Origin of the sequence: Brotaphodocola sp., assembly GCF_050873365.1 — a bacterium.
GTDB lineage: Bacteria > Bacillota > Clostridia > Lachnospirales > Lachnospiraceae > Brotaphodocola.
The window spans coordinates 20,007-37,277 of record NZ_JBNMIQ010000035.1 but is presented as its reverse complement, the minus strand read 5'-3'; the positions used below and the strand labels follow the sequence as shown (position 1 = coordinate 37,277).

Annotated in this window: 13 protein-coding genes and 1 pseudogene; 2 read left to right on the top strand and 12 right to left on the bottom strand. The window is 49.5% G+C overall.

Annotated features, from left to right (window positions below; all coding sequences use genetic code 11):
• A pseudogene (locus ACR0QT_RS12990) lies at nucleotides 1-91 on the bottom strand (IS200/IS605 family transposase); the annotation flags it as partial.
• 198 nt (nucleotides 92-289) lie between these two features.
• Nucleotides 290-2,227: a fructose-1,6-bisphosphatase gene (locus ACR0QT_RS12985; protein ID WP_432631128.1), complete on the bottom strand. Its 1,938-nt coding sequence runs from the start codon at nucleotides 2,225-2,227 to the stop codon at nucleotides 290-292.
• Between the two features lie 281 nt (nucleotides 2,228-2,508).
• Between ACR0QT_RS12985 and ACR0QT_RS12980 the strand changes: the two genes are divergently transcribed.
• Nucleotides 2,509-3,318 carry an MBL fold metallo-hydrolase gene (locus ACR0QT_RS12980; protein WP_432631129.1) on the top strand — a complete coding sequence of 270 codons (810 nt, stop codon included), beginning with the start codon at nucleotides 2,509-2,511 and terminating at the stop codon, nucleotides 3,316-3,318.
• A 252-nt stretch (nucleotides 3,319-3,570) separates the two neighbouring features.
• On the opposite strand, the gene ACR0QT_RS12975 is transcribed toward ACR0QT_RS12980, so the two are convergent.
• The 5 genes from ACR0QT_RS12975 to ACR0QT_RS12955 form a co-directional block, all read right to left on the bottom strand.
• A complete protein-coding gene (locus tag ACR0QT_RS12975) occupies nucleotides 3,571-4,554 on the bottom strand; it encodes a cell wall-binding protein (protein ID WP_432631127.1) in 984 nt (327 codons plus the stop codon).
• Between the two features lie 323 nt (nucleotides 4,555-4,877).
• Nucleotides 4,878-6,419: a ribonuclease Y gene (gene rny / locus ACR0QT_RS12970; protein WP_432631126.1), complete on the bottom strand. Its 1,542-nt coding sequence runs from the start codon at nucleotides 6,417-6,419 to the stop codon at nucleotides 4,878-4,880.
• A 140-nt stretch (nucleotides 6,420-6,559) separates the two neighbouring features.
• Nucleotides 6,560-7,423 carry a regulatory protein RecX gene (locus ACR0QT_RS12965; RefSeq protein ID WP_432631125.1) on the bottom strand — a complete coding sequence of 288 codons (864 nt, stop codon included), beginning with the start codon at nucleotides 7,421-7,423 and terminating at the stop codon, nucleotides 6,560-6,562.
• Entirely contained in the window at nucleotides 7,413-8,471 is a 1,059-nt protein-coding gene (recA, locus tag ACR0QT_RS12960; RefSeq protein WP_432631124.1) for a recombinase RecA, read from the bottom strand. Before recA ends, ACR0QT_RS12965 begins: the two co-directional genes overlap by 11 nt.
• A 65-nt stretch (nucleotides 8,472-8,536) precedes the next feature.
• Nucleotides 8,537-8,761 carry a hypothetical protein gene (locus tag ACR0QT_RS12955; protein ID WP_432631123.1) on the bottom strand — a complete coding sequence of 75 codons (225 nt, stop codon included), beginning with the start codon at nucleotides 8,759-8,761 and terminating at the stop codon, nucleotides 8,537-8,539.
• Nucleotides 8,762-9,274: 513 nt separating this feature from the next.
• Here ACR0QT_RS12955 and ACR0QT_RS12950 point away from each other — a divergent pair.
• Nucleotides 9,275-10,159 (top strand): S8 family peptidase, encoded by an 885-nt coding sequence (locus tag ACR0QT_RS12950; protein ID WP_432631122.1) that lies wholly within the window; start codon nucleotides 9,275-9,277, stop codon nucleotides 10,157-10,159.
• Nucleotides 10,160-10,207: 48 nt separating this feature from the next.
• Here ACR0QT_RS12950 and ACR0QT_RS12945 read toward each other — a convergent pair whose 3' ends face one another.
• From ACR0QT_RS12945 to leuB, 5 genes are all read right to left on the bottom strand, one after another.
• Nucleotides 10,208-11,368 (bottom strand): phosphoglycerate dehydrogenase, encoded by a 1,161-nt coding sequence (locus tag ACR0QT_RS12945; RefSeq protein WP_432631121.1) that lies wholly within the window; start codon nucleotides 11,366-11,368, stop codon nucleotides 10,208-10,210.
• Nucleotides 11,365-12,450 carry a 3-phosphoserine/phosphohydroxythreonine transaminase gene (gene serC / locus ACR0QT_RS12940; RefSeq protein ID WP_432631120.1) on the bottom strand — a complete coding sequence of 362 codons (1,086 nt, stop codon included), beginning with the start codon at nucleotides 12,448-12,450 and terminating at the stop codon, nucleotides 11,365-11,367. Before serC ends, ACR0QT_RS12945 begins: the two co-directional genes overlap by 4 nt.
• 202 nt (nucleotides 12,451-12,652) lie before the next feature.
• Nucleotides 12,653-14,359, bottom strand: a complete 1,707-nt coding sequence (gene ilvB / locus ACR0QT_RS12935; protein ID WP_432631119.1) for a biosynthetic-type acetolactate synthase large subunit — start codon at nucleotides 14,357-14,359, stop codon at nucleotides 12,653-12,655.
• A 25-nt stretch (nucleotides 14,360-14,384) separates the two neighbouring features.
• Nucleotides 14,385-16,046 carry a dihydroxy-acid dehydratase gene (gene ilvD, locus ACR0QT_RS12930; RefSeq protein WP_432631118.1) on the bottom strand — a complete coding sequence of 554 codons (1,662 nt, stop codon included), beginning with the start codon at nucleotides 16,044-16,046 and terminating at the stop codon, nucleotides 14,385-14,387.
• Nucleotides 16,047-16,125: 79 nt separating this feature from the next.
• Complete coding sequence (gene leuB / locus ACR0QT_RS12925; protein WP_432631117.1) at nucleotides 16,126-17,214, bottom strand: 3-isopropylmalate dehydrogenase; 1,089 nt, start codon at nucleotides 17,212-17,214, stop codon at nucleotides 16,126-16,128.
• Nucleotides 17,215-17,271: the final 57 nt, after the last annotated feature.

Below are 17,271 nucleotides of genomic sequence, written 5' to 3'. Positions count from 1 at the left end.
GAAAAATCTTTCTTCTGTATCTCGGACAAAATACAAAATGATAGTTTATCAAAGATACTGTTGTATTTGTATGTCTATAATTATTTTCCATATACATATTATACTGCTATATGTGTATAAAATCAATTATTACATACATATCTCTTGATTATTTTGCGCTATCCATCCCACACCTAAAGGCGTGGGCTTTTCGCGCATTCATTGTAATTTTTCTGACCGCCTTCATCACATTTTATCGTCGCATTCTATCGTTACATTTTATTTTCTTATCCCTGTGAGATGCTTTCTGCTAGTCATTCTGTTCCTTGATGTCACCTCTTCGGAATGCAGCCACAAGCTCGGTCAGATCCTCAATCATCACCTTCAGTTCTTTTCCCTTGTCGGTGTTTCCGACCATCACCCTGCTCTTCATCTTCTCGACGATGGAGACGCGCGGAGTGCTCTCCACATCCGGATTAAACGGCTTGTGCTCCGCAAGTGCCAGATGGTTAGAATTGTAGATCAGCGTGTAACCCGCAATTCCGGTGTACTTCTGATAAGCCTTTGACAGACCTCCATCAATGACAAAGAGTTTTCCGTTTGCCTTCACCGGTGTCTCTCCATCCTTGATCTTCACCGGCACATGACCGTTGATGATATGAGAGCCCTGTTTCGACAGTCCGAATTCCTCAAAAATCCGGTCGCAGACTTCCTCCTTCTGGCTCAACTTGTAGTACGGATTCATGTGTTCCCGCTGAAGTGCCTTGTCTGCAATAAAGTAATGCTCAAACGTCGTCATCTTGTCTTTTCCAAATACCGGCGACTTCGCTCCGCACCACAGATACCACATGAAATCTTTCGCGCGCTCCTTGCCTGGCTCACCATCGTTCAAGAAGTAAGCCTGACGGATCTGACCACTGATGTAATCCATCAGCGCACGACCGGACAGCGGTTCGCCATCGCAGATCATCTCCTCGAAACTGCCGTCCTCCCTCATCGGGATACATCCGTGATACATCAAATTGCCATTACAGCACTTGTAAAGTTCTCCTCTCGCATAGAGGAAACGGATGTGGCGGTGCAGAAGCTCACTGTGCTTGAACGAGAGCACGAGCGTGTGGAGAAGTTCTTCCTCCTCCTTCGAGAGCTTGAGCGGATGCGCGGGATCGATCGTCGGGAAATTCGTGTCGAGAAGCGGATAACTCTTTCCGCCGATCGTCACGGTTCCTGCATTGTAATCTACCTGCTCGAGCAAGATTCGATCATCCATCTTGTATCCCGGGTGACGGCGGATGATCTGTCCCTCCACCTTGAACTGGAGCACTGCAATCGCCTTGTGCATCTTTGCGGCGAGTCCCGGATCAACCGCATCGTAAATATTCTGGTCGAGAATCTTCGGCGTAAAACGGGTACACGGATCATCGCGGTAAACCTTCGCCGCAAACATCGAGAGCGGGCGCAGGTTGATTCCATATCCATCCTCGAGCACATCAAAGCTGTTGTAGCTGATCGCAATTCTCAGAACGTTGCAGACACATGCCGGATTGCCGGTCGCAGCACCCATCCAGGAAATATCATGGTTTCCCCACTGAATGTCGACATCGTGGAACTGCATCAGCTCATTCATGATGATGTCCGCACGCGGTCCTCGATCGAAGATATCTCCGATGATGTGCAGATTGTCAATCGTCAGGTTCTGAATCAGCTCACAGATCGCGGAAATGAACTTATCTGCAACCTTCGTGTCAATGATCGCACGAATGATTTCCCCATAATATACCCGTTTATTCTCATCATTATAATCCACATGGAGCAATTCGTCGATGACGTAGGCGAACTCCTTCGGCATCTTTTTTCTGACTTTGGAGCGGGTATATTTTGACGCAACGACCTTGCAGATCTCTACAAGGCGATAGATTGTGATCCTCTGCCAGTCTTCCGTGCATCGATCCTCCGCAATCAGGCGCGCCAGATTCCGATCCGGATAATAGATCAGGTTCGCCAGTTCGACCTGCTCATCCTCCGGAATAATGTGCCCAAACGTCTCACGAATTTTCTCACGGATAATTCCGGACGCACTTCGGAGCAGATAGACGAATGCCTCATACTCACCGTGGAGGTCACTGAAGAAATATTCGGTTCCTTTCGGCAGACCACAGATTGCCTTTAAGTTGATAATCTCGCTCGAAGCCGCCTTGACGCTCGGATATTCCCTTGCCAACAACCTCAGATATTCCAAATCTCTCATAATCCATTCTCTCCCGCTCCGCAACATGTTACTGTTATAGCAGATTTTGCCGATGCTTCTCATCCTACTAAATCGGCAAAACCTGCTACCATCACTGTATCATTCAGCATTTTCTGTTCAAAAAATTCTTACCTGTTTACAGTAATCAAACTACAACTTTCCTTGCCAGTAAACATTGCTTTTTTTATAGAATTATAGTAGCATAAAGTAATGTTGGGGTCAAATCCTTACTAAGGAGAAAGTCACTCTGAATTATGTATCAGGTTGTTAAAACTGGAGGAATACACATGGAACAATTATATGTTTTTGGAACCGGAAATGCCGCTGTCACCCATTGCTACAACACCTGTTTTGCGATCAAGCAGGATGATCAGTTCTTTATGGTCGATGCCGGAGGTGGAAATGGAATCCTTCGCATCCTCGAAGATATGAATGTCCGCTACGAGCAGATCCATCATCTCTTCGTGACTCACGAACACACCGATCACCTTCTCGGAGTCGTGTGGATGGTTCGTTTCATCGCAACCCGCATCCTGAACGGAAGCTATGAGGGTGACTTCCACATCTACTGCCACGAGGATCTCGTCTCCACGATTGACACGTTCTGCCGTCTGACACTTCAGGGCAAATTTTATCGCCTGATCGGGGATCGGATTCACCTGACCGCTGTTCACGACGGAGAGACGCTTCACATTCTTGAGAGCGATGTGACCTTCTTCGACATTCATTCCACGAAGGCAAAGCAGTACGGCTTCACGATGACACTTAAGAACGGCAAACGCCTGACCTGTGCAGGAGATGAACCGTACAACGATCTGTGCGAGAAATATGTCGCTGGCAGTGATTGGCTTCTGCATGAGGCATTCTGTCTCTACGAGGACCGCGAGCGCTTCAAGCCCTATGAGAAACACCACAGCACCGCAAAAGATGCAAGCGAACTTGCTGAACGTCTCGGTGTCGCAAACCTTGTACTGTGGCACACAGAGGACAAGACCCTTGCAACCCGCAAAGAGCTCTACACCGCTGAAGCCCGCAAATATTTCCACGGAAATGTCTACGTGCCGAACGATGAGGAGATTCTGGATCTGTAAACTAGCTCCTTTCATATCACCTTTTTCCGTAAATAAGATCAAAAAAGATCTGGCTGAAAAAATTTCAATAGCCAGATCTTTTTTATCGTTCATTTTATAAACCTATACAGGCGACGTGGCGAGAAAGATTCTGCAAACCCGTGTGAGACGCCGGTGTTTAGATCGCGTATTTTGCGATCTTATGCACCGTTGCGTCGAACCCGGAGCGAAAGCGAGTTTGCGGGACTTTACTCGCCATCGGAGCCATATTTTTTAGTCCGTCTTCGGCGTTCCATCATATCCGAGGATCGTTCCATCCGGTGTCGTCGTATTCGTGAGCATCACACCATTCTTGTCGCAGTAATATCTCTTTCCGTTCCAATCGATCCATCCGGTCTTCATATAACCGTCCTCACCGAAGAAATACCACTTGCCATCAATCTCTTCCCAGCCATTCTTGGTGTAGGTCTTATCGCTGTGCTTGTACCACCAGCCGATCTGATCCGATACCCACTCTCCGGTCACCGGCATTCCTCCGCCTTCTCCATTGCGGATTCTTGAGGCATCCTCAGAACTCAGCGTGATGACAGTAGACTCTTTCCACGTTCCCTTGTTATCCTGGTTGACCTTATTGACCGGACGCACCTTGACCTGATAATCACCCGGTTTCGTCATTGCACTCTGGAAATTGTAATGGGGATCTGTCGTCGTGAGCATCGTCGCTCCAACGCCCTCACCATTCCGGTACAGACGCACTTCATAGCTTCCTGCGCCTCGAACTTCCTTCCAGATTGCATATCCGTTGTTCGTCAGTGTGACATCAGACTGATCTCCGACAGTCTCCGCGAGCGACGGCAGTTTCACTGTGAGCTTGAGCGTCTCCGAGGAGTCCTCCTTCGTCGCCTTGACATAGGTTGCACCGGAGAGCTTCACCGAACTTGCCTTCGTCAGTGAGAAATAGTATCCGGCTTCAGCTCTCAGATAGATGCTGATCTTCGGGATATCATTTTCCTCCCACTCAAAACCGTCATTCTCCACATCGTAGTAATCGTAGTAGTATTTTCCACCCTTGACATTCACTTCAATGGTCTCTTCTCCGATTCGGGTCTCCGGCTGAATCTCTGCCTCCACCTCAATATTCACAGAACTGATCCTCTTTCTGCTCGCTCCAAAAACCGGCATAACTGCCAGCCCTGCAAACAGACACCCGAGCGTCAGCAATCCTGCGATTTTTGCGGTTGTCTTTGTCTTTCTCACTTGTTCCCCCTCCATCTCCATATGATGATTTCTGGTATCTCCCAGACCTTTTCATTATTGTTGACATGTTCACGCATTGCGCAAACAGCAACACCTTTTCTGCCTTCACTGTATTACACGAAAACTCTCCTGTCAAGCGACTTCCCTGATTCGTAAACTTTAAAGCTAAATCGTAAGAAAAAGCTAAACATTACGATCAATAAGAACTAAAAAAGACCGGAGATGTACGGGCATTTCTGCCACATACATCCTCGATCTTTTTGTACTTTATGGCAGTGATATTCTGTCTATCACTTACCATTTTATAGCTCATTATAGCTCATTTATTTCGCGTAATCAGTTGCACGAGACTCACGGATCACATTCACCTTGATCTGTCCCGGATATTCCAGCTCATCCTCGATGCGCTTGGAAATCTCGCGTGCCATCAGCACCATATCATCGTCGGAAACCTGTTCCGGAACAACCATGATACGCACCTCACGACCTGCCTGAATTGCAAAGGACTTGTCTACTCCCTTGAAGGAGTTCGTGATATCCTCAAGCTGTTTCAGACGGTTTGTGTACGTCTCAAGGGTCTCTCGTCTTGCACCCGGTCTTGCAGCGGAAATCGTATCTGCCGCCTGTACCAGACATGCAATCAGGCTCTGAGGTTCTACATCTCCATGATGGGACTCTACCGCATTGATCACAATCGGGGACTCCTTATACTTCCGGCACAGTTCTGCACCAAGCTGTACATGAGATCCTTCCATCTCGTGATCGACGGACTTACCGATATCATGCAGAAGACCTGCACGCTTTGCCATACGAACGTCCACGCCGACCTCGGCTGCAAGAAGTCCGCAGAGCTGAGCGACCTCGATAGAATGTTTCAGTGCGTTCTGTCCATAACTGGTACGGAATTTCATCTTTCCAAGCAGTTTCACGAGCTCCGGATGGATTCCGTGGATTCCAACTTCGAGCGTAGCGGACTCACCGTCCTCACGCATATTCGACTCCACTTCGCGCTGTGCTTTCTCCACCATCTCCTCGATTCTTGCCGGATGAATACGTCCATCCACAATCAGGCGTTCCAGAGCAATCCTTGCCACCTCACGGCGGATCGGATCAAAACCGGAAAGAACAACAGCCTCCGGGGTATCATCGATAATCAACTCTACACCGGTCAGAGTCTCCAGAGTGCGGATGTTACGGCCTTCACGTCCAATGATTCGGCCCTTCATCTCGTCATTCGGAAGCTGTACCACCGATACCGTGCTCTCAGCTACATGATCTGCTGCACATCTCTGAATCGCAGTAACCACATAGTCTTTTGCCTTCTTATCGGCTTCTTCCTTTGCCTTGTTCTCCATCTCCTTGATCATCTTGGCAGTGTCATGCTTGACCTCCGCCTCAACAGACCGAAGAAGATATTCCTTTGCCTGCTCCGTTGTCAGTCCTGAGATTCGTTCCAGTTCCTCGATTCCCTTCTCATAGAGGGCTTCCGTCTCGGCGTTGCGCCGGTTTAAAGCCTCCTCACGGGCTGCGAGGGCTGATTCCCGCTTCTCCATGTTCTCTGATTTCTTGTCCAGATTCTCTTCCTTGCTCAGTACACGCCTCTCATAGCGCTGAAGTTCCGCTCTTCTTTCCTTTGTCTCTTTATCCAGCTCATTCTTCGTCTTTAAAGACTCTTCCTTCGCCTCCAGGAGAGCTTCTCGCTTCTTTGTCTCTGCCGTCTTTAACGCTTCATCTATTATCTCTCTGGCTTTTTCTTCCGCAGTTCCGATCTTTGCTTCGTAAGTCTTCTTCCGATTCGCAACTGCCAGAAACCAGCTAATAGGCGCCACAACACACAGTGTTAGTATAACCGCTATTACTATCATGACACAGGAGCACCTCCTTATTTAGTTTTCATTGTACACCAATACAACACTACAATTTTAAACTGTTTTATGCATTATGTCAAGCGTAACAGGGTTATGCCCTACCCCTTTAGGTAACTTTTATTTCCGCAAAAATCCGCTTATTTTTCGTCAAAATCCGCCTTCATCTCTTCCATGGTTCTGCGGATCACATCCCAGGAAAAACCACGCCTTGCAAGCGATGCGGTCAGTTTGCGATAGACATCTGCCTCAAGGTTCTCTCCTGCGCGATATCCCTTCTTCTCGAGGAAGGCGCGAACCTGACTTGCCTCATCAACCGGCTCTTCCTCAAGACAGGAAGCGATGATCTCCCGGTTCACTCCCTTTCGCTCTAAGGCTGCACGGATCTGGCGCGCGCTCTTTTTCCCGGACTGGGAGCGGATGAAGCGCATCGCATAGGCTTCGTCATCGAGATAACGGTATTCTTTCAGGAATCGAACGGTCTCTTCGATCTCATCCTCCGAATATTCTCGCTCCAAAAGTTTCTGTCTCAGTTCCTGCTCAGTGCGATCCCGATACTCGAGAAGAGAGAGTGCGCTCTCTCTGGCACTTCTCTTCTCGCGAGTGCGTGACCTTGTACCCCTTGTGCTGGTATCCACTTTTGTACTTGTACTGCTATCTGCTTTTGTACGGATACCTGTTATACCTGCACCTGCGTTCGGATCAAGACTGTTACCGTTACTAAGGCCGTTTTCCGAGCTTACATCATATTCAAAACCGGCACCATACCAGAGGCTTCCATTGACCTCGAATCCCGCATCATATTTGGAACCTGAACGGTACTTAGAAGCACCATAATACTTGAACCCCAAGCGATACTTGAAGCCTGGTTTTCCTGGGGTGTTGATATCATCTTGCGGGGATTCCGGTTCTTCCCGGTAACCTTCGTTAAAGCCAGACTCCGTATCCGTGCGACCATAATCTTCACTACCTCGTCCGGTCCAGCTACTATTCTTACTCCTCACCGTCAGTCTCTGCCTCATCTGTGGTCTTTGCAGACTCTGCGATCACCGGACTTCCCTGAAGACCGTGGATCTCGCGGACTTTCTGCTCTACCTCAGCAAATACTTCCGGATGCTCTTTCAAGTAGGTCTTCGCATTCTCACGTCCCTGACCGATCTTTGCTCCATTATAAGCATACCAGGCACCGCTCTTCTCAACTACGTTGTCCTTCACTGCCAGATCAATGATGTCGCCCTCTCTCGAGATACCCTGACCGAACATGATATCAAACTCTGCCTCACGGAATGGCGGAGCGATCTTGTTCTTGACCACCTTGACGCGGACATGGTTTCCGACAACCTCACCGCCCTGCTTGATCGCCTCGACACGGCGCACATCCAGACGAACGGAAGAATAGAACTTGAGTGCACGTCCACCGGTCGTCGTCTCCGGGTTTCCGAACATGATGCCAACCTTCTCACGGAGCTGGTTGATAAAGATTACGGAACAATTCGACTTGCTGATGATACCGGTCAGCTTACGCAGTGCCTGAGACATCAGACGCGCCTGAAGACCCACATGAGAGTCACCCATCTCACCGTCGATCTCTGCTTTCGGAACAAGGGCTGCAACAGAATCGACAATCACGATGTCCACTGCACCGGAGCGCACCATCGTCTCGGTAATTTCAAGACCCTGCTCTCCGTTGTCCGGCTGGGAGATGTAGAGGTTGTCAATGTCAACACCGATGTTCTTTGCGTAAACCGGATCAAGGGCATGCTCTGCATCGATGAATCCGGCGATTCCGCCTCTCTTCTGCACCTCTGCCACCATATGAAGTGCAACCGTCGTCTTACCACTCGACTCAGGTCCGTAAATCTCAATCACACGGCCCTTCGGCACACCTCCGAGTCCAAGTGCAATGTCCAGACTGATCGAGCCGGTCGGGGTCGTCTCGATATTCATATTTGCTCCGGAATCTCCAAGTTTCATGATTGATCCCTTGCCGTAGGACTTCTCAATCTGTGTAATCGCCGCATCCAATGCTTTCAGCTTATCATCTTTATTCATGTCTTCCTCCATACGAACATACGTTCTTTCTTTGCTTATAATCATAGTATAATCTTTGGGTTCTGTCAACTGTTTTTTCTTGGGTAGAAGTCGCCATTAAATTCTTTATTAAATTCTTTTGGTTTCTTTTTACGGCTCTGTCCGGCGGATAAAGTCCTGCAAACACGCTCGCGCTCCGGCTTCCAACGTAGCGGTGCATAAGGTCGCAAAATACGCGACCTAAGCACCGACGTTTCCAACGGGTTTGCAGAATCTTTCCCGCCGTCAGAGCCTGTTCTCTTTATTTTCACCTTCTCTCCTACATTTATAAAAATTATGTTGCAAAAAGGGATTATTCGATTATCTTGTATACAAAAAACTTTATGAACGAAATACTTATAATAAATTATGAATCTCTGGCGATCTGCCGGAAGTCGGGCGGAACTGCCCTAAAACGGATAAATGTCTATGAACCTTTACGAAGACTTGCCAAAACTACAATCAAATACTTATTTAAAAACTCTGCTGTCACAAACACCCTGTGTCGTGATGGGGGACACAGGGTGTTTGTTCGTGTTAGGAATTCCGATTTCAAAAAGGACTAAGGATTGTTTCCTGCATTTATTATGGCTTTAGTATAACACATCATTTTCGGAAAAAAATGTATATTGTTTAAATAGATTCTGAAGAAATTATTAAGATTATTTCTGGCGATCTTCTCAGTCAATTTTTGCTGTCAGGACTCTTTTTTCTGAATATCCTATAACTAAGAACGAAAGGCGTTTCAGGCACACGCTCAAGTGTGTCCGGGATATTGGATTCTCATGGATCACGCAAGACTTCTCATAAACGGAAATGACGACTGTCCTTTGACCGGAGCCGGCATCGGGGTTGCTGTGCTTGACACCGGCTGTGCTCCCCACCCGGATCTTAGCGGTCAGATCGGGGCTTTCTGCGACATTCTCGGGCGCAGAACTCTGCCCTACGACGATAACGGACATGGCACTCACGTCTGCGGAATCATTGCGGGAAATGGCAGTCTTTCCGACGGGCGTTTTCGCGGAATCGCTCCCGGCTGTACGCTGATTCCCGTCAAGGTGCTCGATCGTCAGGGAAGCGGTCGCGCCTCGGATGTTCTCGCCGGTCTGCGCTGGATTCGCCAGCACCAGAAACGATTTGGAATCCGGATTGTCAATATCTCTGTCGGCTCATTTTCCCGCAGAAATATGGGCGAGAATTCCGTCCTCGTCCGCGGAGTCGATACCGCCTGGGATGCAGGGCTTGTCGTTGTCGTCGCTGCCGGAAACCGCGGACCGGAGCGCAGTTCGATCACAACTCCCGGTATCAGCCGAAAGGTTATCACGGTTGGCTGTTCCGATGATGAGAAAGAGATCCTGATTATGGGAAACCGCATGGTTCACTACTCCGGGCGCGGACCTACCTGTGCCTGTATCTGTAAACCGGACATCATCGCCCCAGGTGCTTCGATCACAAGCTGTTGTGCCTCGTCACAGGGATATATTGCAAAGAGCGGAACAAGCATGGCGACCCCTCTCGTCACCGGCGCGATTGCCCTGCTTCTCGAAAAATATCCGGAGATGTCAAACCGCGATGTAAAACTCCGCCTACGAGAAAGAGCCGTCGATCTCGGACTCTCCCACAACCAGCAGGGCTGGGGAAAGCTCGATCTCAAACGGCTCTTAGAATAATGAATTCAAGACGACACAAGCATCGGCCTGGCGCATGATATATTTGTTTTACAGAACACGAACGCGCAGAACGCCCTCGATCGCATTGAGCTTCTGAACAAGAATGTCATTCGGAGCAGTCTCAAGATCCATCAGCGTGTATGCATACTTGTCACGGCTCTTGTTTGTCATGTCGGAAATGTTGATTCCGCCACCTGCAAGCACGCCGGTGATCTGACCGATCATGTTCGGGATGTTCAGATGAAGAACTGCCACACGGGCAACCGTCTTCTTCACACCCATATCACATGCCGGGTAGTTTACGGAATTGCGGATATTTCCGTTCTCGATATAGTCCATGATCTCCTTCACTGCCATCTTTGCACAGTTGTCCTCAGACTCTGCCGTCGATGCACCGATATGCGGGGTAACAATCGCACCCTTCATATGTACGGACTTCGTGTTCGGGAAATCGGTCATGTAGTGCTTTACTTTTCCGGATGCAAGTGCCTCTGCCATTGCGTCCTCGTCAACGAGAAGATCACGGGCAAAGTTCAGAACGACAACGCCATCCTTCATCTGCTCGAGGGCATTCTTGTTGATCATGCCCTTTGTGCTGTCGAGCGCCGGAACATGAAGCGTGATATAATCGCACTCCTGGAAAATCGTGTCAAGACTTGTCGTGTGTTTGACATCTCTTGAGAGCATCCACGCTGCCTGAACGGAGATGAACGGATCGTAACCGTACACTTCCATGCCGAGACCAGCACAGGCATTTGCAACCTCTGCGCCGATTGCGCCAAGACCGATCACACCGAGTTTCTTTCCACGGATCTCACAGCCGGCAAAAGCCTTCTTTGCCTTCTCAACAGACTTTGCGATGTTTGCATCCTCTGCATTGTCGATGCACCAGTTGATTCCTCCGAGAACATCGCGGGAAGCCAGCATCAATGCCCCGATTACCAGCTCTTTTACTGCGTTTGCGTTTGCACCCGGAGTGTTGAATACAACGATACCTTCCTGTGCGCATGCATCAAGCGGAATGTTGTTGACACCTGCTCCGGCGCGGGCAACTGCAAGCAGGGAATTCGGGAACTCCATCTCATGAAGAGAGGCACTGCGGACAAGAATGCCCTCTGCCTCCTTCACATTGTCAGTCAGCTCATAGTCAGCTGTCAGCAGGTCGGTGCCGTGCTTGGAAATTGCATTTAAGCAGTGAATTTTTCTCATGCCTGATGTGCCTCCTCAAATTTCTTCATGAATTCTACCAGTTTCTGTACGCCCTCGATCGGCATTGCGTTGTAGATACTTGCACGCATACCGCCAACCGTGCGATGTCCCTTTAAGTTCACAAATCCAGCAGAAGTTGCCTCTTTTACAAACTCTGCATCGAGATCCGGATCACCGGTTACAAACGGAACGTTCATCAGAGAACGATCCTCCTTTGCAACCGTTCCGTGGAACAGCTTGCTCTGGTCAAGGAAATCGTAAAGAATCTTTGCCTTCTTCTCGTTGTACTCCTTCATCGCCTCAAGACCACCCTGTTTCTTGATCCACTTGAAGACCTTTCCGCAGATGTAAATGCCGTATGCCGGCGGGGTGTTGTAGAGGGATTTTGCATCTGCCTGTGTCTTGTACATGCAGATCGTCGGAGTTCCATCAAGCACATCCTCGGTCACAAGATCCTCTCTGACAATCACGATGACAACGCCTGCCGGTCCCACATTCTTCTGAGCACCGCCGTAGAGCAGACCGTATTTCGTCACGTCAACCGGCTCAGACAGGAAACAGGAAGAGATATCAGATACAAGCGGTTTGCCTTTCGTGTTCGGCAAAGTCTTGAACTTTGTTCCGTAAATCGTATTGTTCTCACAGATGTAAACGTAATCGGCATCCTCATCGATCGGCAGATCGGAGCAATCCGGAATATAGCTGAACGTCTTGTCTTCACTTGACGCAACCGCAACTGCCTTTCCGTATTTCTGAGCCTCTTTGTATGCCTTCTTCGCCCACTGACCGGTGATGATGTAGTCAGCAACGCGATTCTTCATCAGGTTCATCGGAATTGCTGAGAACTGTAAATGTGCACCACCCTGTAAAAACAGAACCTTGTAGTTGTCCGGAATGTTCATCAGGTCGCGCAGATCCTGCTCTGCCTCCTGAATGATTGTCTCAAACGCCTTGGAGCGATGACTCATCTCCATCACGGACATACCGGTGCCCTTATAGTCCAGCATCTCCTCTGCCGCTTCTCTCAGAACTTCCTCCGGCAGTACAGCCGGACCAGCCGAAAAATTATACACTCTTCCCACGTTTGTTCCTCCCTCTCTCTCTGTTCTCTCTTGGAGTTTTCCTTCATGTTTCGTCCACAGAAAGATGCAAATAAAATGACAAATTTTTCTGTGAATCGAATCACTACCACTACATATGCGGGAGCGGACTCCCGCATGCAGTCAGACATGTTTTTGATGTTATTCAGTTGTTCGTTCTAGTCGTTCATTCTAGTCGTTCATTCTAGTTAATCTTCAAGTCTGTATCATCAAAGGCGTCCTGAATCGGAGCACCCGGGGATACCATCGGGTATACCTTGTCATCACAGTTGATCTGACAATCAATCACAACCGGACCCTGATGAGCCATCGCTTTCTCAAGAACGCCCTTTAACTCGTCCTTTCCGGTCACGCGGTATGCCTTGACACCAAGTCCCTCTGCGGTCTTCACAAAGTCAACCTGATCGTCAAGCACGGTCGCGGAATAACGCTTTCCGTAGAACAGCGTCTGCCACTGGCGCACCATACCGAGAACGTGGTTGTTGATGACCACCTCAATGATCGGAATGTTGTAACGGGAAGCCGTTGCAAGCTCATTTAAGTTCATGCGGAAGCATCCGTCACCGGCGATATTGAAGACCGGAACATCCGGACATCCCATATCTCCACATCCCATCTTCGCGCCCATCGCAGCACCAAGGCCGTAGCCCATCGTGCCGAGACCGCCGGAAGTCAGAAGAGTTCTCGGTTTCTTGTATTTGTAATACTGGGCAGCCCACATCTGATGCTGGCCAACCTCAGTTGCGATGATTGCATTTCCCTGTGTCAGCTCACTGATCGTCTCCATGATAAACGGACCGGTCAGCTGGGTCTTGTCGTAGCGGAGCGGATACATATCTTTCAGACGCTCAATATGAGCAATCCACTCCTCATGATTAATCGGATCAAGGCGGGCATTGAGTTTTCTCAGAACCGTCTTCAAATCTCCAACCACGCTCGCATGGGTGCGAATATTCTTGTTGATCTCTGCCGCATCGACATCGATCTGGAGAATCTTTGCATTCTTTGCGAACTTGGACGCATTTCCGGTCACACGATCGCTGAAACGTGCACCTGCAACGATCAGAAGATCACACTCGGTGATACCGAAGTTGGAAGTCTTCGTTCCGTGCATGCCGACCATACCGGTGTAAAGCTCGTCGGTTGCATCGAATGCGCCTTTTCCCATCAGGGAATCGGCAACCGGAGCCTGAATTCGATGTGCCAGAGTGCGAAGCTCCTCGGAAGCATTTGACAGAACTGCACCACCGCCGACAAAGATAAACGGTTTCTTTGCATTGCGGATCAGATCAAGTGCCGTCTCGATGTCCTCCTCGCGGATCGTGTCCGTCTGAGGAACGATCGGTTCCGGAGTCTTCGGCTCATACGGATATTCTGCCGCAGTCACATCCTTCGTGATATCGATCAGAACCGGGCCCGGACGTCCGCTCTGAGCGATCTTGAATGCTCTGCGGACAACATCTGCGAGCTTGCTGACATCCTTCACGATAAAGTTGTATTTTGTGATCGGCATCGTCACGCCGGTAATGTCGATCTCCTGGAAACTGTCGCGTCCAAGCAGGCTCACACCGACGTTACAGGTGATTGCAACAATCGGGATGGAGTCCATGTATGCAGTTGCAATACCGGTAACCAGGTTCGTTGCACCCGGTCCGGAAGTTGCAAAACAGACACCGACTTTTCCGGTTGCACGCGCATAGCCATCTGCTGCGTGTGCTGCGCCCTGCTCATGTGAGGTCAGGATGTGATGAATCTCATCCTGATGCTTGTAAAGCGCATCATAAATATTTAAAATTGCTCCGCCCGGATAACCAAATACCGTCTTGACACCCTGCTCTTTCAGGCATTCAATCACGATCTCCGAGCCATTGAGTACTCTCGTCTCCGCCATAGCAAACACTCCCCTTTATCTCACGTTAATTTCCCTGCAATACTGCTCCCTTGTCTGCGCTTGTCACGAGCTGTGCATAACGCTTCAGATATCCGGTAACCTCTTTCTTCTTAGGAGTCCAGTTTGCACGACGTCTTGCCAGTTCCTCATCGGATACTTTCAGCGTGATCGTATTCGCATTGATGTCGATTGCGATCATGTCGCCTTCCTCTACCAGACCGATCGGGCCACCTGCTGCTGCCTCCGGGCATACATGTCCGATGGATGCGCCTCTGGAAGCTCCGGAGAAACGTCCGTCTGTGATCAGCGCTACGGAAGAGCCAAGTCCCATTCCTGCGATTGCGGAAGTCGGGTTGAGCATCTCTCTCATTCCCGGACCTCCCTTCGGTCCCTCGTAACGGATGACAACGACATCGCCAGCCACGATCTTACCGCTCTTGATTGCGACAATCGCATCATCTTCGCAGTCGAAGACGCGAGCCGGTCCCTCATGCACAAGCATCTCCGGAACAACTGCGGAACGTTTTACCACGCAGGAATCCGGTGCCAAGTTTCCGCGAAGAACGGCAATACCACCGGTCTTGGAGTACGGATTGTCGATTGTGCGGATGACTTCCGGATTGTGGTTGACTGCGTCCTTGATGTTCTCGCCGACGGTCTTTCCGGTTACGGTCATGCAGTCGAGGTTCAGAAGTCCGAGCTTGCTGATCTCCTTCATAACGGCATAGATACCGCCTGCCTCGTTCAAGTCTTCCATGTAGGTTGGGCCTGCCGGTGCCAGGTGGCACAGATTCGGGGTCTTTGCACTGATCTCGTTTGCGATGTCAACATTCAGCTCCACACCTGCCTCATGTGCGATTGCCGGCAGATGAAGCATACTGTTCGTACTGCATCCGAGTGCCATATCCATCGTCAGAGCATTGCGGAATGCCTGCTCGGTCATGATGTCACGCGGGCGGATATTTTTCTTGAGCATATCCATAACTGCCATGCCGGCATGCTTTGCAAGAACAAGACGCTCAGAATATACAGCCGGGATCGTGCCGTTTCCGCGAAGACCCATTCCGAGAACCTCAGTCAGACAGTTCATACTGTTTGCGGTGTACATACCGGAGCAGGAACCACAGGTCGGGCAAACCTTGCACTCGTACTCTTTTACATCTTCCTCAGTCATCGTGCCTGCTGCGTAGGAGCCAACTGCCTCAAACATGCTGGAAAGACTGCGCTTGCGTCCTTTTACATGACCTGCAAGCATCGGACCACCACTGACGAATACGGTCGGGATGTTCAGACGGGCTGCTGCCATCAGAAGTCCCGGAACGTTCTTATCACAGTTCGGAACCATGACAAGTGCATCAAACTGGTGAGCAAGTGCCATACACTCAGTGGAATCTGCGATCAGATCTCTCGTCACCAGAGAATACTTCATTCCCACATGTCCCATTGCAATACCATCACATACTGCGATTGCCGGGAACACGATCGGAACGCCTCCTGCCATTGCTACACCCTGCTTAACGGCGTCTACAATCTTATCCAGGTTCATATGTCCCGGTACAATCTCATTGTAGGAGCTCACAATACCGATTAACGGTCTCTCTAATTCTTCGTCCGTCAGTCCCAACGCGCGGAACAGGGAACGTGCCGGTGCCTGTTGCATTCCAGCTTTTGCGTTATCACTTCTCATTTTTGACTCCTCCTGTACTGTATGTGAATTTCTGAATTTCTGATTTCTAATCAAATAACCCAACTAGCTTTCGCTCTTTTTATTTCTCGATGTTTCCTGCTACCAGATCGCCCATCTCGGTCGTTCCGACTTTCTTGCATCCCTCTGCCATGATGTCAGCGGTGCGGTATCCGTCTGTCAGAACCTTCTGAACGGCTTTCTCAATCGCATCTGCCTCCTTGTCAAGATCGAAGGAGTATCTCAGCATCATTGCTGCGGAGAGAATCGTTGCAATCGGGTTTGCAATATCCTTTCCTGCAATGTCCGGTGCAGATCCGTGGCTCGGCTCGTAGAGACCGAACTTCGTCTCATTCAGGCTTGCGGAAGAAAGCATTCCGATCGAACCGGTAATCATGCTCGCCTCATCGGAAAGGATGTCTCCGAACATGTTCTCAGTCAGAATCACATCAAACTGACCCGGATTCATGACAAGCTGCATAGCACAGTTATCGACAAGCATATGGCTCAGCGTTACTTCCGGATAATCCTTTGCAACTTCCTCAACAACTTTTCTCCAAAGTCTGGAGGAATCCAGAACGTTTGCCTTATCCACGCTGATTACGCTCTTTCTGCGCTTCATTGCAATGTCAAATGCCTTGACTGCAATTCGACGGATCTCCTTCTCATTGTAAGTCAGGGTATCGGTTGCCTGAAGACATCCGTCCACTTCCTCGGTGTGACGCTCTCCAAAGTAAAGACCGCCGGTCAGCTCTCTCATGATGACCATATCAAATCCGTCTCCGATGATCTCTTTCTTCAACGGACATGCCTCTGCAAGCTCCTTATAGAGGTAAGCCGGGCGAATGTTTGCAAACAAATTCAGACCCTTGCGGATTGCCAGAAGTCCGGCCTCCGGTCTCAGATTCGGTGCTACATCGTACCATTTTGAATTTCCCACGTTACCGCCAACTGCTCCAAGCAGGACTGCATCGCTCTGTTTTGCTGTATTCAGTGCCTCCTCGGTCAGCGGAACTCCATATGCATCAATGGAACAGCCTCCCATCAGGATCTCTGTATAATTAAATTTATGTCCGTATACCTCGCCGACACGATCCAGTACCTTGCATGCCTCGCGAACAATCTCCGGTCCAATTCCGTCTCCAGGAATCGTTACAATCTTACAGTCCATGGCTTTTCTCCCTCTATTTCTCCGTTTTTTTCAATTCTTTTCAAGTCGACACCGGCA